At 34.9% G+C, this 17,390-nt stretch carries 10 protein-coding genes; 6 read left to right on the top strand and 4 right to left on the bottom strand.

The genetic code is table 11. The annotated features are described in order from the left end of the window. Nucleotides 1-85: 85 nt before the first annotated feature. Nucleotides 86-976, top strand: coding sequence for a ThiF family adenylyltransferase (locus tag AC27H3_RS11815; RefSeq protein WP_487106458.1), 891 nt, complete (start codon nt 86-88; stop codon nt 974-976). Nucleotides 977-1,381: 405 nt separating this feature from the next. On the opposite strand, the gene AC27H3_RS11810 is transcribed toward AC27H3_RS11815, so the two are convergent. From AC27H3_RS11810 to wecB, 4 genes are all read right to left on the bottom strand, one after another. Next, nucleotides 1,382-2,224 carry a PEP-CTERM sorting domain-containing protein gene (locus tag AC27H3_RS11810; RefSeq protein WP_487106456.1) on the bottom strand — a complete coding sequence of 281 codons (843 nt, stop codon included), beginning with the start codon at nt 2,222-2,224 and terminating at the stop codon, nt 1,382-1,384. Between the two features lie 153 nt (nt 2,225-2,377). Then, nucleotides 2,378-5,107, bottom strand: coding sequence for an XrtA/PEP-CTERM system TPR-repeat protein PrsT (gene prsT / locus AC27H3_RS11805; RefSeq protein ID WP_487106454.1), 2,730 nt, complete (start codon nt 5,105-5,107; stop codon nt 2,378-2,380). Between the two features lie 206 nt (nt 5,108-5,313). Then, the gene (gene prsT / locus AC27H3_RS11800; RefSeq protein WP_487106452.1) at nt 5,314-8,064 is read right to left on the bottom strand and encodes an XrtA/PEP-CTERM system TPR-repeat protein PrsT; all 2,751 of its coding nucleotides are present in this window, start codon (nt 8,062-8,064) and stop codon (nt 5,314-5,316) included. Nucleotides 8,065-8,269: 205 nt separating this feature from the next. Continuing rightward, nucleotides 8,270-10,534, bottom strand: a complete 2,265-nt coding sequence (wecB, locus tag AC27H3_RS11795) for a non-hydrolyzing UDP-N-acetylglucosamine 2-epimerase (protein ID WP_487106450.1) — start codon at nt 10,532-10,534, stop codon at nt 8,270-8,272. Between the two features lie 280 nt (nt 10,535-10,814). Here wecB and xrt point away from each other — a divergent pair, with 280 nt between their 5' ends. The 5 genes from xrt to AC27H3_RS11770 all read left to right on the top strand — a co-directional run bounded on the left by xrt (nt 10,815) and on the right by AC27H3_RS11770 (nt 17,378). Then, the gene (gene xrt / locus AC27H3_RS11790) at nt 10,815-12,224 is read left to right on the top strand and encodes an exosortase (RefSeq protein ID WP_487106448.1); all 1,410 of its coding nucleotides are present in this window, start codon (nt 10,815-10,817) and stop codon (nt 12,222-12,224) included. A 67-nt stretch (nt 12,225-12,291) separates the two neighbouring features. After that, entirely contained in the window at nt 12,292-13,284 is a 993-nt protein-coding gene (locus AC27H3_RS11785; protein ID WP_487106447.1) for an endonuclease/exonuclease/phosphatase family protein, read from the top strand. Further along, a complete protein-coding gene (locus AC27H3_RS11780; RefSeq protein WP_487106446.1) occupies nt 13,284-14,804 on the top strand; it encodes a hypothetical protein in 1,521 nt (506 codons plus the stop codon). The genes AC27H3_RS11785 and AC27H3_RS11780 overlap by 1 nt, the downstream gene beginning before the upstream one ends. Continuing rightward, on the top strand, nt 14,777-15,889 hold the full coding sequence (locus AC27H3_RS11775; protein WP_487106444.1) for a GNAT family N-acetyltransferase: 1,113 nt from the start codon (nt 14,777-14,779) through the stop codon (nt 15,887-15,889). Before AC27H3_RS11780 ends, AC27H3_RS11775 begins: the two co-directional genes overlap by 28 nt. A 145-nt stretch (nt 15,890-16,034) precedes the next feature. Beyond that, the gene (locus AC27H3_RS11770; RefSeq protein ID WP_487106442.1) at nt 16,035-17,378 is read left to right on the top strand and encodes an O-antigen ligase family protein; all 1,344 of its coding nucleotides are present in this window, start codon (nt 16,035-16,037) and stop codon (nt 17,376-17,378) included. Nucleotides 17,379-17,390 lie beyond the last annotated feature (12 nt).

Raw genomic sequence — 17,390 nt, 5'->3', positions numbered from 1 at the left:
TAGTTACCCCAGATTACTTTTTTTAACTATCATTAACGTATGAACAGTCTCAATAGAATTAAGTTTTTAGTATATAAGGATCCCCATGTTTAACTATGAAGAAGCATTCTCACGAAATATTGGTTGGGTTACTCAAGAAGAACAACAAAAACTTAGAAATACAAAAGTTGCCATTGGCGGCTTAGGTGGCGTTGGTGGTGATCACACAATAGTGTTAGCGCGTTTAGGTATTGGTAATTTTCACATCTCAGATCTTGACGAATATGATGTAGCCAACTTTAACCGCCAAGCTGGCGCAAATATGTCGACACTTGGAAAGGCTAAAGCTGCAGTAATGGAAGAGACGGTAAGAGGCATTAACCCTGAAGCTACCATTAAAAATTTCAATGCAGGTATTAATGAAGAAAATCTTGATGAATTTCTAGATGGTGTTGATATCTATGTAGACAGTCTAGATATTTTTGTATTAGAAATCAGACGTAAAGTATTTCGTCGCTGTTACGAAAAGGGCATTCCTGCAATTACAGCTGCACCAATGGGAATGGGGACTGCATTTTTAGTATTTATACCTGGAAAAATGTCTTTCGATGAGTATTTCGCTATAGTTGATGCCGCTGCAAATGCCAGTGAAGAAGAAAAATCACAAATATTTAACGATAATATTATTCGTTTTGTAATCGGTGTTTCGCCGTCTGTTCAACAACGTCATTATTTAGTGGATAGATCATCCGTTAATTTTCTTAAGAAAAAAGTTCCATCAACCTGTATGGGTATTTCGCTTGCAGCAGGCACCTTGTGTACTAACGTATTAAAATTAGTGCTAAACCGTGGAAATGTTATACATGCTCCGCATGGTATGCATTTCGACGCCTACAGAAACAACTTAATTAAAACCTGGCGACCATGGGGTAATAGAAACTGGCTACAACGCTTCATGTTTTGGCGTGTTAAAGAGTTATTGAAAGAGAGCAACTAATACATATTGTTGTTATAAACTAATAAAATCGCCTTTGGGCGATTTTTCTTTGAATGAGCCGAGTAATATTACGTATTTTACAACACTGCAAGCACATTGCCTTGCATCACTTCTCTACCAAATTTAATCACTAACTAAGGGTTATAAACTACATAGTTAATCAGAATTACTATTATTATCTTCATATTTCATAATCACTTATAAAACATAGGCCACTTAACATTTTTATATAGTAACCAGCCTTCACTAATTTAAAGTTTTTACTTGCTCACTCATCACATGTTTTTATTCTCATAACAATTATTTTTAAAGGTTTCTAATAGCACCTTGAACTAAACTTAAAGATTATAGACATAAAAAAACCGCCTAATGGCGGTTTTTAGTTTAGCTAAGGTTAAGTGCTAATTAAGAGTTACGACGACGTGAGCCGGCAAAACCTAACAAACCTAAGCCTAAAATAGCTAAAGTAGTTGGCTCTGGCACATTAAATGTAAGTGATGCGTTATGACCTGCACTTACATATACTTCGTTACCAGATTGACCGATAAAACCTGCACCACCGCCTACAGCTGTGATTAGTGAATTAGCACCATTTACAACATTTTGATCGATAGTCAAACGAATATCTGTAAGTGGGTTAGCAGCTAAGTAATCTTCAAATGAAATTGGAGTACCATTTTGGTCGAAAAATAATACGTCATCTTTCAATATATCAGCAGGACCAGCAATAGATAATACATCTTGGTTACCAGCTGTAATGCCACCTGAAACGAATGTAGATGACATTATTTTTTCAGCTGGAGTAACACCATCAGTGTAACCCTGCCATAAATCTAAAGTACCAGAAGAATATACAATGCCATTAGTAGGGCTAAATGAACCAACTAAGTCTACACCAAATGATAAATATGAACCTGCAGATATACCTTCCATAAATAATGCTGAAACGTTAGGTGAAGATAATAAAATATTTTCTGTACCATTGCTTGTCATATCAGAAAAGCTTGAATATACATCACCTAAACCTAAGATGTTATTACCAACTAAGTTTGCACCGGCATAAGTACTCACTGCACCTGTTGCTACATTTACAACTGTATGTGAATCGTAGAAAACACCTAACTTGTCAAATGCAGATGTAATGCTAGCGCCGCTGTCGTTTAAGTCTACTTGGATTGAGTCAGCATAAGCTGTATTAAAAACTAATACACTTGCAACTGCTGCTGCTTTTAATAAAGTAAGTTTCATTTTATATTCCCTTTTGTATATTAAATTTAATTAATGTTCTTGCTTGTTAGTATCAATGCACATAGCAAGCCAACTTTTCAATCGATTGATTATAATGGGTTTTATTTATAGTCGTTTTTATTGAAAGCCAAAACTGTAAAAATACCTGACATACTAATATACTCTTTCCTCGTTAGCATAAATCGTATTAAACATTAATGTCATTTCAGCATCTAAGCTTTCTACCTTTATAGAATCGCGTAGACTCTTAACGGCTTCTAAATCATTGTTCAACATATAGCCTCTTGCTAGCCATACTTTATATTTATTGTTTGCTTGTTCTAATTCCACAGATATTTTTAAATGGTAGGTTGCTTGGCTGTACTCTTCTAACGCTAATAAAATAACCCCTAGAGTATTTTGTACAGGGGCTAATTTTGGCGCTTTCTTTACAGCGATTGTTGCATATGTTTTCGCTTCGCTATAACGCCCTTGAGTATAATAAAACCAAGCTATATTGTTTATCGATACAACACTGTTGTTTGTATCCACTAACAATTTCTTATAGTACTGTTCTGCTTTTGAGGGGTATTTCCCCTCGTTTAATTCGGCTAATTTATAATTCAATAAAATAACATTGCTCTCTTTAAATTGTGCAATGTGGCTTTCTAGTAATTCAATTGCGGCGTCAATTTCAGTTAAGTTTTGTAATGCTTGAGCAAGCTCTAATACCACTATTTGTATAGGGTTATCTTTATAGGCATTACTTAAAAGCTCTTTAGCTAAAGTATTATTGCCTTTAATTAACGCTACTTTCCCCGCTATACGAATATATCTAGCACTTTGCTTGTTTTTAACTTTATTTAAAGTTTTATCTGCCTGCGCAATCTTCACCGTTTCAATATAAAGACTACTTAATAGTAATAACAATTCGTCATTTAACTCATTACTATTCGTTACGATAAAATCCTCAATCACTTTAATTGCTTCTGCTTTTTTGTTACTCGCATTCAAAAATATCGCTTTACTTTTAACAAAATCAGGGTGACCAAAAGCGAAGCTTTCTATAGTATTTAAACTCTCTTCTGCCTCTTTTACTCTATTTAATGATAAGAGCGCTCTGGCTTTTAATAACGTCAACTCCAATTGTTCAGGTGACACTAATAAATAGCGAGTAGTAATGTCTAATGCCTGTTCAAATTCTTTATGAAGTAAGTAAAACTCAGTCAAAACTATATGCCTATTAAGGCGTTTTTTATCTTCTGCCAATTGCGTAATAAAAAACTGCTCTAAAGTTTTTTTATTTTTATCTTCTAAAGAAAACTTAAATAACGCGCGAACTGCATAAACATTAGAAGACGAGATAGAATAAATATTTTTGAGTAGCGAAATAGATTTATCTGAATCACCTTGTTTAAAGTAAACTTGGCTCAGTTTAAACATAGCACCTGTATGAGAAGGCTCTTTCACAAGTACTTTTTGATAAACTTCAGATGCTTTAGAAAGCTCACCTTGTTCTTGATAGACACTCCCCTCAAGTAGAAAAGCAGTTACTTCATTTGACGAAGATATAGACTCTGCAATTTCTAAAACTTTACTATATTTTTTATCTTGTAAATATTGCTGAGCGAGTAAAATTCTCGGCTCAATGCCATCATATCCATCAGCAATTGCTCGTTCAAAATCTTCTGTATATGAATTATCTCCTTCAATAATTTTTAACAGTCCCAATCTAAAATCTATTACACCTTCTTTTAGGGTTGCTGAATTAGAATCTCCTTCGATGAGTTCACGCGTTTTATTATAATCACCACTTTGAATTAAAGAGCTAACCATATCAGGTAATGTACTATCTATACCCGCGTCACCATAGGCTAACTGGTTAGACAGTAGCTTTATCATTTGATTTACAGGGTGGTCTTTTGCAAAAGCATCACTTAAGGCACTTAAGTAATTGTATGATGCTTCATACTGCTCAAGTTGATACGCACTTAAACCTGCAATGATTTTCGCCAAAACATCATTACTATTACGTAGTGCGATATCTGCATATTCTTTAGCTAAGGTGTACTCTTTCTCATTAAATTTTATTTCTGCTTTAATTCTATTTAATACAACGTTATTTTCAAAAAGTGTTAATAATAAATCAGCATTTTCTTCTGCTTTAGCGTAGTTCCTATATTTAGCATATTGATCAGCTAGCTGAAGCCTATGACTATGAGATTGAGGATAACGTGATAAAAACAATTCTAACTGCTCAGCTGCCGCTTCATATTTTTTTTGCACAACAAAGTTCGCAACTCGTAACTCGATTATATCTTCTTGGATAATATCTGCAGATTCCGCAGCGTTCAAAAATGCTAAGGAGGCTTTGTTCTCTTTATCTAAAAATGACTCCCATGCCATAGCTAATTTACTTATATTTTGATTATCATTAACCAAAATGATTTCATCCAGCATAGAGCGGCCTTTTACTATATCTCTACTCTTAAGTGCCGATAGAGCCAAGTATAACTTTGCTAGTTCATTCAATTTATTTTCTTCAGTAATTGCCGCCAAGTAATCTATATTTTCAAGTCGATAATTAACTTTCAATAGTAATAAACTAAGTTTATCATCTGAAAAACCTGCCGTTTCAGCTCTTCTAAGTTCTTTTTCAGCATTTACCCATAAGCCTTGCTGCACGTAAACTGAACCTAATAAAAAACGCGCTTCTGCATTATCTGCTTCAGTTTTTAATACATTTTTCAGATTGATAATAGCCACACTTTTCTGGCCGTCATTAATCGCTGTTTTTGCTTCAGCCATATATTCAGTTGGCGTTTTATTGTCACCACAACCAAGCAATATGGTTGATAATAAAAGAGCTGAAATGGCTAACTTAGGGTTACTATTGATATTCATATTAATTCCTTAAATCTTGATTATGCAACTTCCAAATGTTCGCTCTACGTCGTTTAGTATACAAAAGGTATGTGATAGTTATTCACCTGAATAACTTTAAAACGAAGAGCACTGCGGGCTAACTGAATGAAGGTTTATAATCCTTAGCCTTTACTAAGGCTAAGAAGATAAACCTGATTCTTAAATACAAATTAATTAAATTGATATTAGTTTGCTGACGACTTTAAAAGCTTTAATCTTACATTTTGTTCAGGATCTTCTGGCTTTAAACGTCTTAAAATTTTACGTGCTTCGTCATTTTTATCATTAGCGATAAGCACCTCAGCATAGTTAAGCACAATATTAATATCAGTGCCTCTTGATAATTCAAAAGCACTTGTTAATGCTTTGAGTGCAATGTTTTTATCGCCCGATTTAAGTAAAATCATACCTCGCGTATCAAGTACACTAGGATGCTTAGGCGCTAATTTAATTGCTTCAGATGAATATTTCAAAGCAAGTTCTAAATTGTTATTTTCAAGATTTAGCCACGCTAAATTATTTAGAAAAACAACATTCTCAGGACTATCTTTTAACATTCTTTCATATAGCGGTATAGATTTTTCAGGTTGTTGCTCGAGATAAAAGCTTGCTAATAAAGAACGAACTTGGGTGTCTGAATCATTTGCTTTTAAAAAGGTTTTCAACGTTTGAATTGCTTCATCACCTTTTTGTGCTTGCTTTTGCGCTAGTGCAACTAGCATTGCATTTTGGCTTGAAGGGTAAGCTTTATAAAATGGTGCTAATTTTTTAAGTGCCACAACATAATTTTTTTCAAGAAAAGCTATTCGTCCTTCTAGGCCTGATTGAAGTGCAGGATTAACTTTCTCAAACTGAGAATCTTGGTAAAGAGTTTTAGCGTCATCCAACTTGCCAAGATTTAATAGCAACTGTATTTTAACAATTTTCACCGCTAAGTTCTCTTTATGTTGCCCTAACAATGCTTTGTTTAAGTATTGTAATGCTTTATCTGCTTGCCTTTGTTTAACATAGTATTCAGACAACATTAAAACAGGCTCAATATGATATGGGTTAACTTGAAGCCATTTTTCAAGCGCCGTTACTAATTGAAGTTCATTCTGCTGTTTTTTATAAATAGATAAGCGTTGTAACCATGCTTTTTTCGGTGTTTTAACATTAGTTTCAAGTGCGTTTGAAATATCTAAAGCTTGAGCTAAGTCTTCAGATGCAATAAGTGCATCAATATAAAGTAAATTTAGAGCAATATTACTGCTGTCTTTTTGATATGCCAATTTAATCTTATCTAGTGCAGCAGGCTCAGGCTTTACTGAATACAAGTATCGTAATGCTCTCGGGTTATCTGGAAATTTATCCACCGCACGTAAAGCAAATTTTTCAGCCTCTGTGTTGTTTCCTTCAGAAAAATTAAGCTTCGCTAATTCGGTGAGTGCAAAGAGATTATTTTCATCTTTAGTTAAGCTAGTTTGTAATGCTTTTTTGGCTAAATCATCTTTTTGCTGCGCAATGTAAACTGCCGCTAGCATGTTATAACTTCCCGCTAAATCGGGCTGTTTCTCCTGCCACCCTTGTGCAACGTTTAGCGCCTTATTAAAGTCACCTTTTTGTAAAGCAGCATAGGCAATAGCAAGTTCAACACCTTCAATATCTGGATTTTCTTCAAGCGCTAGTTCTAAATCTTCCACACCAGAGGGATCGTTCATCATTAACTTTAAAACGCCCTGACGAACACTTTGTTGAGCACTCAATTCAACATCGCCATCAGCTTGTTTCGATATTAATTTAGCATCTTCGACAGCGCCTAGCTCAGCGAGCTGATAACTCATATTAGATAGAAAATCGACCCCTTCCGAGGTTGTAGCATTAAAACCTACAAGTGTGTCGTTTATATCTTCAATTAGCCCCAACTGAAGCTGACTTATTGCCAATATTTTTCTTGCATAATGACTAGGTGGTAACTGTTTCGCTACTGCATTTAGGTGGAGATGAGCGCTCTCAAAGTTATTTAAATAAAACGCGCTAGTACCCGCTATTAATTTTAAAACAGGTAAATTATAGTTTTGATTTAATGCGGTTTCAGCATACTCCTTAGCAAGCGTGTAGTCTTTTCTTTCAAACAAGGCGACTGCTTTAACATAGTTAGCAATAGGCTGAGTGCTTAATACCGAGAGGATCTCATCGGCATACTTCTCTGCTTCATCGTAATTCCCATCCCTAAGTAATGCATTAGCAATAAGTAACTTAGTAACCCCTACTTGTGGTTGTAGGTCTGCATAAAGTTGGTAATTTTCTACGGCTTGCGAAAAATTATTTAAGGCAAAGGCAATATGGCCTTTTAACAATAAAGCATCAATATTGTTCGCGTCTGCTGATATAGATTTGGTTACGCTCAAAAGCGCTTCTTCAGCATTGTTTTCAGCAAAATCTATATACGCTTGTGCTAAAAAAGTATAAGAATTAGCTTCAGACAACGCCTTTAATTCAAAGGCGGTTTCTTTAGCCAATTCAATTTTATCACTAAGCAAAGCGGCAATACTTTTATATGACAAATATTTTATTTTACTTAATAAAACTAAATCTTTGCCGTCTTCAAGTAGATTTAAAATATCTTCATAGTTTTCAGTTAGCAAAAAGGCTCTAGCCAATAAAGGCACGACTTTACTTGCATCATAATTTAAGGTGTTTGCTCGCCCTAATTCTTTAACAGCTGCTAAACCATTGCCTTGAGATAAGTATAATTGACCAAGTAAAAACCTAGCCTCAGGGTTTTCTGCATCAATTTTTAACGCGTTCTTTAACTCTATTTCGCTGATACTAAACTCGTTTTTCTCGATTGCCGTCTTCGCCTTAGCAATATGCTCTTGTGACGTTACTGTTTCTCCGCAAGCAGCAATAAAAACTGCAACGCCTAAATACGTTGCTAAATGATTGAATTTCAAGACATCAACTCCCTGTGTTTTATTATTAATATTTGTAGTTTTTTATTTTTTAGTATGCACTTTTAAACATATTTAAGTTGCCATTTCTTATTATTGAATAAATGTATCATTTATTTAAAGCTAATAATTTAACAGCTCACTATATACAAAATAGCCTTCAGTATTATTCATTTATAAAAAATCCTGCTAAAAAGCAGGATTCAAATTAAGATCTGGTATTCAATAAAGGGCTAATAAATTCTATCCCTTTATAGCAGCTGTGGTCGGTAACTAATATCAGTACATCTGCCCAAGAATCTATTTCATCAAGTGAACTAATTTTATTACAACCCCATGAAGGCACGAAAGGATCATGATAACTCACCTCAATACCAGCCTTATTAAAGTGAGCTAGTATTGCATCAGCAGGTGTTTCTCTACAGTCATCTACATTAGCTTTGTAAGCAACACCTAAAATACCAATTTTAGTGCCCTTTACAGATTTAAGTAATTCAAGCGCTTGCTCTGCAACAATATTCGGTCGATCATCATTAATTTTACGCGCTAAACGGATGAACTCACCTGCCTTAGTATTCTCAACTAAAAACCATGGATCAATTGGAATACAATGACCGCCAACACCAGGTCCTGGGCTTAGAACATTAACTCGAGGGTGGCGATTAGCTAAACGAATAACTTCATGTACATCGACATCAAGTTCTTCACAAACTTGTGCTAATTCATTTGCAAAAGCGATTCCTACATCACGTGATGTATTTTCTACCAGCTTTATACATTCAGCAGTTGTTAAGTCAGTTAAGAAAACTTCACCATTAACAAAGCTTTGATAAATGTCTTTTACTTTTTGTTGCGCTGCTTTGCTAGATGCCCCAATGATACGATCATTATTTACCAGTTCATTCAACGTTTCGCCTGGAATAGCTCGCTCAGGACAATGTACCACTTCTACGTTAATACCAGCATCAGCAAACCGTTGAGCTACTGCTAAACTTGTTTGAGGAGATATTGTAGATTCAATAATAACTATTTGCCCATCTTTAGCCACTTTAGCAATAGCGTCTGCAGCAGCAAAAACATAACTGCGATCACAGCGACTATCTTTATGCGGTGTTGGCACAGCAATTAAATAGGTATCACTTGAAGGGATTGTAATTGATGCCTTTAAGAAGCCCTGTGTTACAACCTTTTTAATTAACTCTGGCATACCAATTTCGTCAAAAGGACATTCGCCACGATTGATTGAATCAACCTTATCTTGACTTAAGTCAACACCGGTAACAGAGTAACCCGCCTGAGCAATTAAGCTTGAGATAGGCAAGCCCATATAACCCATACCAATCACAGCAATAGTTTCGTTTTTAGCAATTATTGTAGAACTATCTGTTTGTGTTAAATCTTTAACGATTACATCTATTATATACTCAGCTACATGTCCGTCGCCAAATGGGTTTTTCCAAGAATAATCATCTTGGTTTAGCCATTGTTTAGCGGCTTTAACGGCTTTAACGGCATCTCTACCGACTAATTCACTAGCGCCAACTTCAACGGCTTCTGGTCGTTCTGTATTTTCTCGTAAAGTCAGGCTAGGCACACCCAATAAACAAGCTTCTTCTTGAATACCACCAGAATCAGTTAAAATTAACTTCGCGTGCTTTTGTAATTGAATAAAGTCTAAATAGCCAACAGGTGCGATTAACTGTAAGTAACTTGGCAGCTCAATATTAAACTCTTTGAGTTTAGACTGGGTTCTAGGGTGAATTGGCCAAACAATTGTTCCTGTATAGTTTTTATGCATTTCATCGAATAAATGCAATAACTCCATAAGGTTTGACATAATATCAACATTTGAAGCACGATGCGCCGTGACTAGAAAGTATTCGCCAGCAGTTAAATTAAGCTCAGATAATATTTTGCTCGTTTTCGCAGAGATTTCTAAATGCTGAAAAAGTGAATCAGAAACGGTATTACCAACGGTATGAATTTTAGTGCTAGGAATACCCTCAGATTTTAGAATATTTTCTTGATTCGGCCCAACCGCAAATAAATACTCACTGATATGGTCAGTCATAATTCGATTGGTTTCTTCAGGCATAGTGCGATCGTAGCTTCTTAATCCCGCCTCAATGTGCCCTACTTTAATATTTAACTTAGAAGCAGTTAATGCGCCAGCTAACACCGTATTGGTATCACCTTGAACAAGCACAACATCGGGTTTCTCTTCCAGCAAAATAGGTTCCATTTTTATCAAAATGTTACCAGTTTGATTACTGTGCAAGCCAGACCCAACACCTAAGTTATAATGTGGTGCTGGAAGGTGTAGTTCTTCAAAAAAAATACTGTCCATTTCTTTTGAGTAATGCTGATTTGAATGAATAATAAAAAATGGGATGTTCCTTTTTTCACATTCTCTGATCACTGGCGCCATTTTTATAATTTCAGGCCGTGTACCAACAATGATGCCAATTTTCATTTAAACTTACCTTAACTAAATATTATTATTTATTAATGGTATTAGTTTACCTGTAATAGAAAGTTTTAAAAGTACTTAGTAAACAGATACGAAAAAAATTCAATCAAATTTGCTTTTTTTACTTTTAGCTAACTTTAACATTAACTTATTTTTAGTCCTCAAAAAGCCATGGCATGACAACCAAAGTATTGATACAGTAGAAATAATAGACGTATGGTTTTCTGGTACTATAAAAAGTAGCATCAACCTTCCTCATAGATAACGAAAGACTTAATTTAAAATGACTAATAAAAAAGCAATAAGTCGACTGAATCAGCCTACTTACCAAGCCCTTGTTGGCCTAATACTCATTTTTGTATTATTTTCTATTTTTAATATCCCAGTAATACAAACAATATGGGAAAATAGTTTTGACGATGGCACGTATTCACATGCTTATTTAATACCTGTTATTTCAATGTATCTATATTACCACTTATCGAAAACAGGCCAGTTAATTTATAGAGACACCCCTTCATTATTACCAATTGCATTGCTTTGTTTTAGTGCTCTATTGTTCTTTATTATGGTCTCAGCACAAATAAACTTAGGTTATTGGGCGGCGACGATGGCTATTTTACTTTCTGGCACGTTAGTAATATACAGAGCAAGTTGGCAAGTTATTTTTCCGACACTTTTTCTCGTTTTTTTAATGCCAGGTTGGGGCTTATTAACGGTGATATTACAAAATGTATCAGTAGCTTCTGTAACATTTTTAATGAGTCTAAGCGGAATACCTACATATGTTGAAGGCAACTTCGTTACCATTCCTGCAGGTGTATTTGAAATAGCAGACGGCTGCAGTGGGTTAAGGTACCTCATTGTATCTCTTGCGATTAGTTCTTTATTTAACTTTCTGTATATAAAAAACACACGCAAAGCATTATTATTTTTCAGCGTTTCCATATTAGGTGCTTTATTAACCAACTGGATAAGAATTACAGCATTAATACTTATCGGTGAATACACCAACATGGAGAGTGATTTAATGACAGATCATAATATGTTTGGCTGGTATTTATACGTTCCTTTTATGTTTTTATTATTTATGTGGGGTAATAAATTGGCTGATAATGATCAACTATCAGTTCAAGAAAATATTCATAATAACAGTACATTACCAAAAAATACTTTCCCAGCAACCGCCAATATCATCATTTTTAGTTTAGTCGTAGCTATTTCATCAACACTGTTAAAATCGTTGCTAATACCAAATATTAAAACTAACACAGAAATAAGTAAAACTACTGAAATACAACCATTAATAGCTAAGTTTACATACGTTGAAGAAAGCATTCTGCAGTTAGGCATGTTCAAATCGCATTATTTAAAGTACTTCTTTAATGGTAAATTAGATAATGGTAAGCCAACAGATTTTGGAAATAATTTTATCCCACACGGTTGGCGAGAAATTAATAAAGAAGTTGCTGGCGATTGGCAATATATAACAATTTCACAAAGAAATAAGACAGCGCTAATTAGAGTATCTTTTGAAATAGATAAGCAAAGATTTGCATCGTCTGGAGCGTTTAAAAAACAAAGGATATTAGCTGGTTTGATGGGAGTTAGTGAAACCTATTTACACTGGCAATATACCATCTGCTCGTATGATTGTACTAAAGAGAGAAAAAACCTACAAAGTGCTAATTAAATAATGACTAACACAGCAGTATTATAAGAGTGGCTAGTGTTGTTTGTTCTAAACACATGGATATAAAATGTTAAAAGTAAAAAGTTTATTTTTAAATTTCGTAACCCTAGCGCTATATTGCTTGTCATTATTGACGGCTTTAATTCTTATTTTTTCAATCGTGGCTCCATACAGTGATGCTATGCTTACGATTAAGTATATTCTTTTTGCGTTACCCCGCTATTGGCTCATATGTATTTGCGTAATATTAGCTGCCTTATGGTCACGTTTAACTATGTGGCAAAAATATACCTTGCCATTCATTGTTACAGTGAGCTTTTATTACCTAGATTTTCAAGTAAACATAAACACTAATGCACCAAATACAAGTAACTTGCCTTCATTTACTTTAGTAACGGCAAACATTGGTGAAGGCGTAGAGTTGAGTCGTTTAGCATTATTAATAAAATACTACGACCCAGATGCCATTGCTTTTCAAGAGGCAAAAAACATTAAAAGCTATAAAATTTTCGATACTTACCCGTTTAAAGATTGCAAAGGTAATTTATGTTTCATCAGCAAGTATAAATTTAAGAAGGTTAACTCTCTAGGGAACTCTTTATTTAATGGCTATGGTGACTTAGCTGCATTCTATGAACTTAAGATCAATAATCATAATGTAAACCTTGCTAATGTTCACTTTCCTACAGTTAGACGAGCCTTTAGTGATCACAATAGTTTAGATACAGTTCACTCTAATAGAGTAATTTCTGCTAGTTTAATAAGTGAGTGGGCAGAAAAAGAGACAAACGTAATAATTTCGGGAGATTTTAATATGACCGTTACTGACAATTTATACCGACGTAATTTCAATCAATTTAAAAATGTGATTTCAGATTTTTCCGTGGGTTTTAACAATACTTTTGACTACAAATACAGAGGATTTTCTGTTCCTGGTGTGAGAGTAGATCACATATTGCTTTCAAAAAACTTTAGTATCGAACAAGCTACTACTTTAAATAGCCTTGGTGGTGACCACCGTCCTGTTTTATCAAAATTCACCTTAATAGATCATAAATAATGATGAATAAAATTAAATTGGTGAAGTTATTTACCTTACTGCTGACTTTAATAGCATCAATACCTTTATACTCGCAAGAGTCTCGAATTACATTTTCAGCGCCGGTAAATGAATCTGTGTTTATCTTACCTGTACCAAACTTAAAAATAGCCATAAATACTAAACTCAGCTTGCACATAAATGATGAGAAAATTGCTAGTGACTTTGCTGTACTAAACACGTGGCACAATAATCAATCATCAAAATTTATTCGATTGCTAGCGATAGATATAAGCAATCATGAAAACCTAAAGCAACCTCCACATTCTATAAAATTTTCCCTAAAATGGGTACCTGCAGAAAAAGAGCTACCAACAAACAACATATTTACAAACACTCAAACGTATCTGGTTTATCCTTCTATATCATGGCTTGGCGAAAGTGTTTTGTTGCAGCCAGAAAATCACGCTATAGATAATAGCTGGTATACCGATCCTCAGACCCTTTATGCAAATTTTGTTACTAATGCGGACATGCTGATCGAAAAAGGCTATCCAATGAACAAGTTTTCACAATGGTTATTTGATCGACCCAGAGCAATTTATCAATTATTTATATTAACTGGCGATCCTAAGTGGCTTAGAGAAGGTACAAGGCTAGCAAAGTTTTACTTGAAAAATATAGATGATACCGGCCAATTTACATTAAAAGAAAGCTATGACTTAAAGTACTTAATGCCCAATGGGTTACTTTATTACTATTTTCTAACTGGTGATAAACAAATAATCAGTGTTTTAAAAACTTTTTATGAAAGGTCATTAAGTTGGTCTCCAGTCTATGAAAATGAACATATATTCTGGACTGAACGGCATCAAGCTGCCGCATTAAACATTGCTATTGCCTACTGGGAGGTAACGGGCAACATCAAGGCTAAAAATCGGATAGACGAAATTATCGAAGCGACTGTACAAATGGTTTTTAATCCAAGAGAAGATTGGCCAATGCGAGGGTGCCCTCAACATACCTATAAATCGCATGAAGGTAAAGCGGGTAGTTCTCCTGTATGCTCACCATGGATGATGGCGCTATTAAGTGATGGTTTATGGCGTTATTATAAACTGAGCGGTGATAAGAAGTCGGCCGCATTACTAAGTGCTTTTGGTGATTTTATGCCGAATTATGGGATTCATTTCGCAGACGAAAGACTAAATAACATGGTATTGCCTCTCTATCTTTCTTCAATGGATAATGAACGCCTGCAAATTAAAAACCAATGGACAGACCGCCAACATGCATGTGATGTAGCTAGCCTCATTGGAAAGTCTTTATATGTAAAAACAAAGAACAATGAAGATACTTTTATACTACAAGAGCTTTTTAACGTGTTTGTACAGCAATGCAAAGACATTAACAAAAAGTACCAAAACAAAAAGCATGACTATTTACCCATTTTACCGCCAAGGCGTTTTGGCTGGACATACTCAACTAGCAGTGACTTACCTTGGTTAGAGTTATGGTTAAACGCAAACAACACGCAATGAGCCAAATAACAGAAAATAAACAGGTAACTCAAAGTATACAGTGGCAATTAATTACTGACTTTGCTGGCTTAGATACAATTGCACAACAGTGGCAAGAATTATTACAGCAATCTTCTACTACAAGTCCATTTTCTTCCCCTCAATGGATATTAATTTGGTATCACACTTATTGGCAAAGTAATTGGCAGTTATCTACGCTAACGGGTTACGTTGACAACAACTTAGTCGCTATATTGCCATGTTACATCCAGCATTCATTGCAGTGGCCTCACTTGAAGGTGTTGTACCCTCTAGGGCAAGGAGAACCAGAAGAAGCTGAAGTTTCGTCGGAATACTGTGACGCTATCATAGCCAAAAAATATGAAGCAATCGTATTACCCGATCTGCAAAAAAGATTAGCTGAATTCAATGTAGATAAAATATATTGGCGTGCTGCTTTGCAAAGCAGTCATATTAAATGCCTGTTAGAGAGTGTTTTTAAATACACTGCAGTAACAACACATAGTCGATATTGCGTTGAACGCTCAAAATGGACACTGCAAAACATAAGTAAAAATACACGTGCTCGATATAAACGTTCAAATAACCAATTAAAAAAAATCAATGCCACTTATCATTGGGTTAAACCCGAAGCCTATGAAATTTATATTGCTAAGCTTATTGAATATCATCAAAGCCTTTGGGAAAGTAGAGGTAATACAGGTGCTTTCGCTCATGCAGACTTTAACCGTTTTCATGAAGAGTTTAGAGCTAAAAGTTCGATAAAAATCAGTGCTATTAGTATTGATAATAATCCTATTGCGATTAACTATTATTTTTTCGATGAAACTACACTGTATTTCTATCAATGTGGTTGGAACAGCGAAGGATATGCCAATTTTTCATTAGGATTATCTTTACACCTATGGAGCATCGAAAATTGCCCTCACCAGTATTATGACTTTATGATGGGAGAGCTCAAAGATAGCTATAAAGAAAAATTTTCGGCTCTTCGAGAACCTATGACTAATATCGACATTAAGGTTAGTCCTAAAAAAGTCTTTCTACATAAATTAGTACATAGAATTATTTCTTTCATAACATAAATATCAAGCATTATAGAAGAGCTATCACGGGCTAATCAAAAAAACATGATAGACATTTAATCTGTTTAATAGATAATAACCTCGATTACTTTAGTCTCCGTCATAACAATACGATAATGAAAATATCGAAAGGACTCTCATTCCAATGACACGTAAGTTTCCTACTAGTGAAGAAAAAGACTCTACAGCAGCATTTTTCTTTTTATTTCTTTATACGGCATCATCACTTATACGTCCCCATGAAATGTTTCAAGCAAGTGTTGAATGGATATTGATAAAAGTATTTGCCATAACTTCATTTTTTATAGTCTTACTCGCACAAAGACCATTAAAGTTATACCCACAACACTGGATGTTATTAGCTTTAATCCCCTTGATTATAATGTCAGGCTTTTTAAATGGCTCAGGCATGTTTGGTATCGAAGAAGCAAAGAAGCTCTTTATTAGTGCAATCATTCCACTGTTTTTAATGAGTGTCTGCATTACGACAATCAAACGACAACACATTTTAATGGTGGTTTGTTTAATAGCTGCGTTATTAATGGTACATAATGGCCATGTGCAGCAAACTGCATACGAAGGCTTTGGATGGGCATTAAATACACACTCTGTTGGCTATATAGATTTAGGTGAAAGAAGAATCACGTATCTAGGCTTTTTCAATGATCCTAATGACTTGGGAATGTTTCTAGTCATGAACATCCCTTTTGCAATATATTTTTATAAGAAAAGTTCAAGAATTTTAAAGCTAACGATGCTTGGTGTCCTCTGTGCTTTGGGCTACGGTATTTATTTGACGGGCTCAAGAGGCAGTATGCTAGGTGCTGGTGGTTTAGTTGGTATTTATTTTCTAGTCGTGAATGCAGGACCTAAATTATTTGTTTCTGTTGTTTTATTGGCCCCTATTGCTGCTACTGTTATTGCTTCATTACAGAGTAGCATTGATTCTTCTGCTAATGGACGATTAGAAGCTTGGTATGCTGGTATACAAATGCTCATGGCCAATCCAGTGTTTGGTGTTGGCAAAGGTAGGTTTTTTGATCATCATGGCCTCGTTGCTCATAACTCCTATATACATGTTGCAGGTGAATTAGGTGTCCCTGGTTATTCTCTATGGGGTGGGGCCTTAATTTTCACGGTATTAACAGGCTACCTATTTATCAAAGCAAGTAAGCTAAAAAAAGAAGCTGATGCTGAAGAATCGATAGTAGACGAAGAGAAACACATCGCATTTGAAAATGAGCGATTACTTAATAAAACCCTATTCTTCTCGATGATTGGTTTTATGATCACAGGTTTTTTTATCAGTCGTATGTTTACCTTAACACTCTTCATTTTTATGGGCATGACAATTGCGTCTCATATCCGTATGGTTAAGGTCTGCCCTGAATACCAACAACATTTCAGTAGTTCTCCTGCGTTAAGATCTATGGGGTACTGCTGGGTCGTTATAGTTGCTGTATATATTTCATTAAAACTAGGTTTGTAAAACCTAGTCGCT

The organism is Colwellia sp. NW0002-52-1 (genome assembly GCF_057550865.1).
Note: the sequence above shows the minus strand (reverse complement) of the source record. Positions and strands in the feature narration are given on the sequence as shown.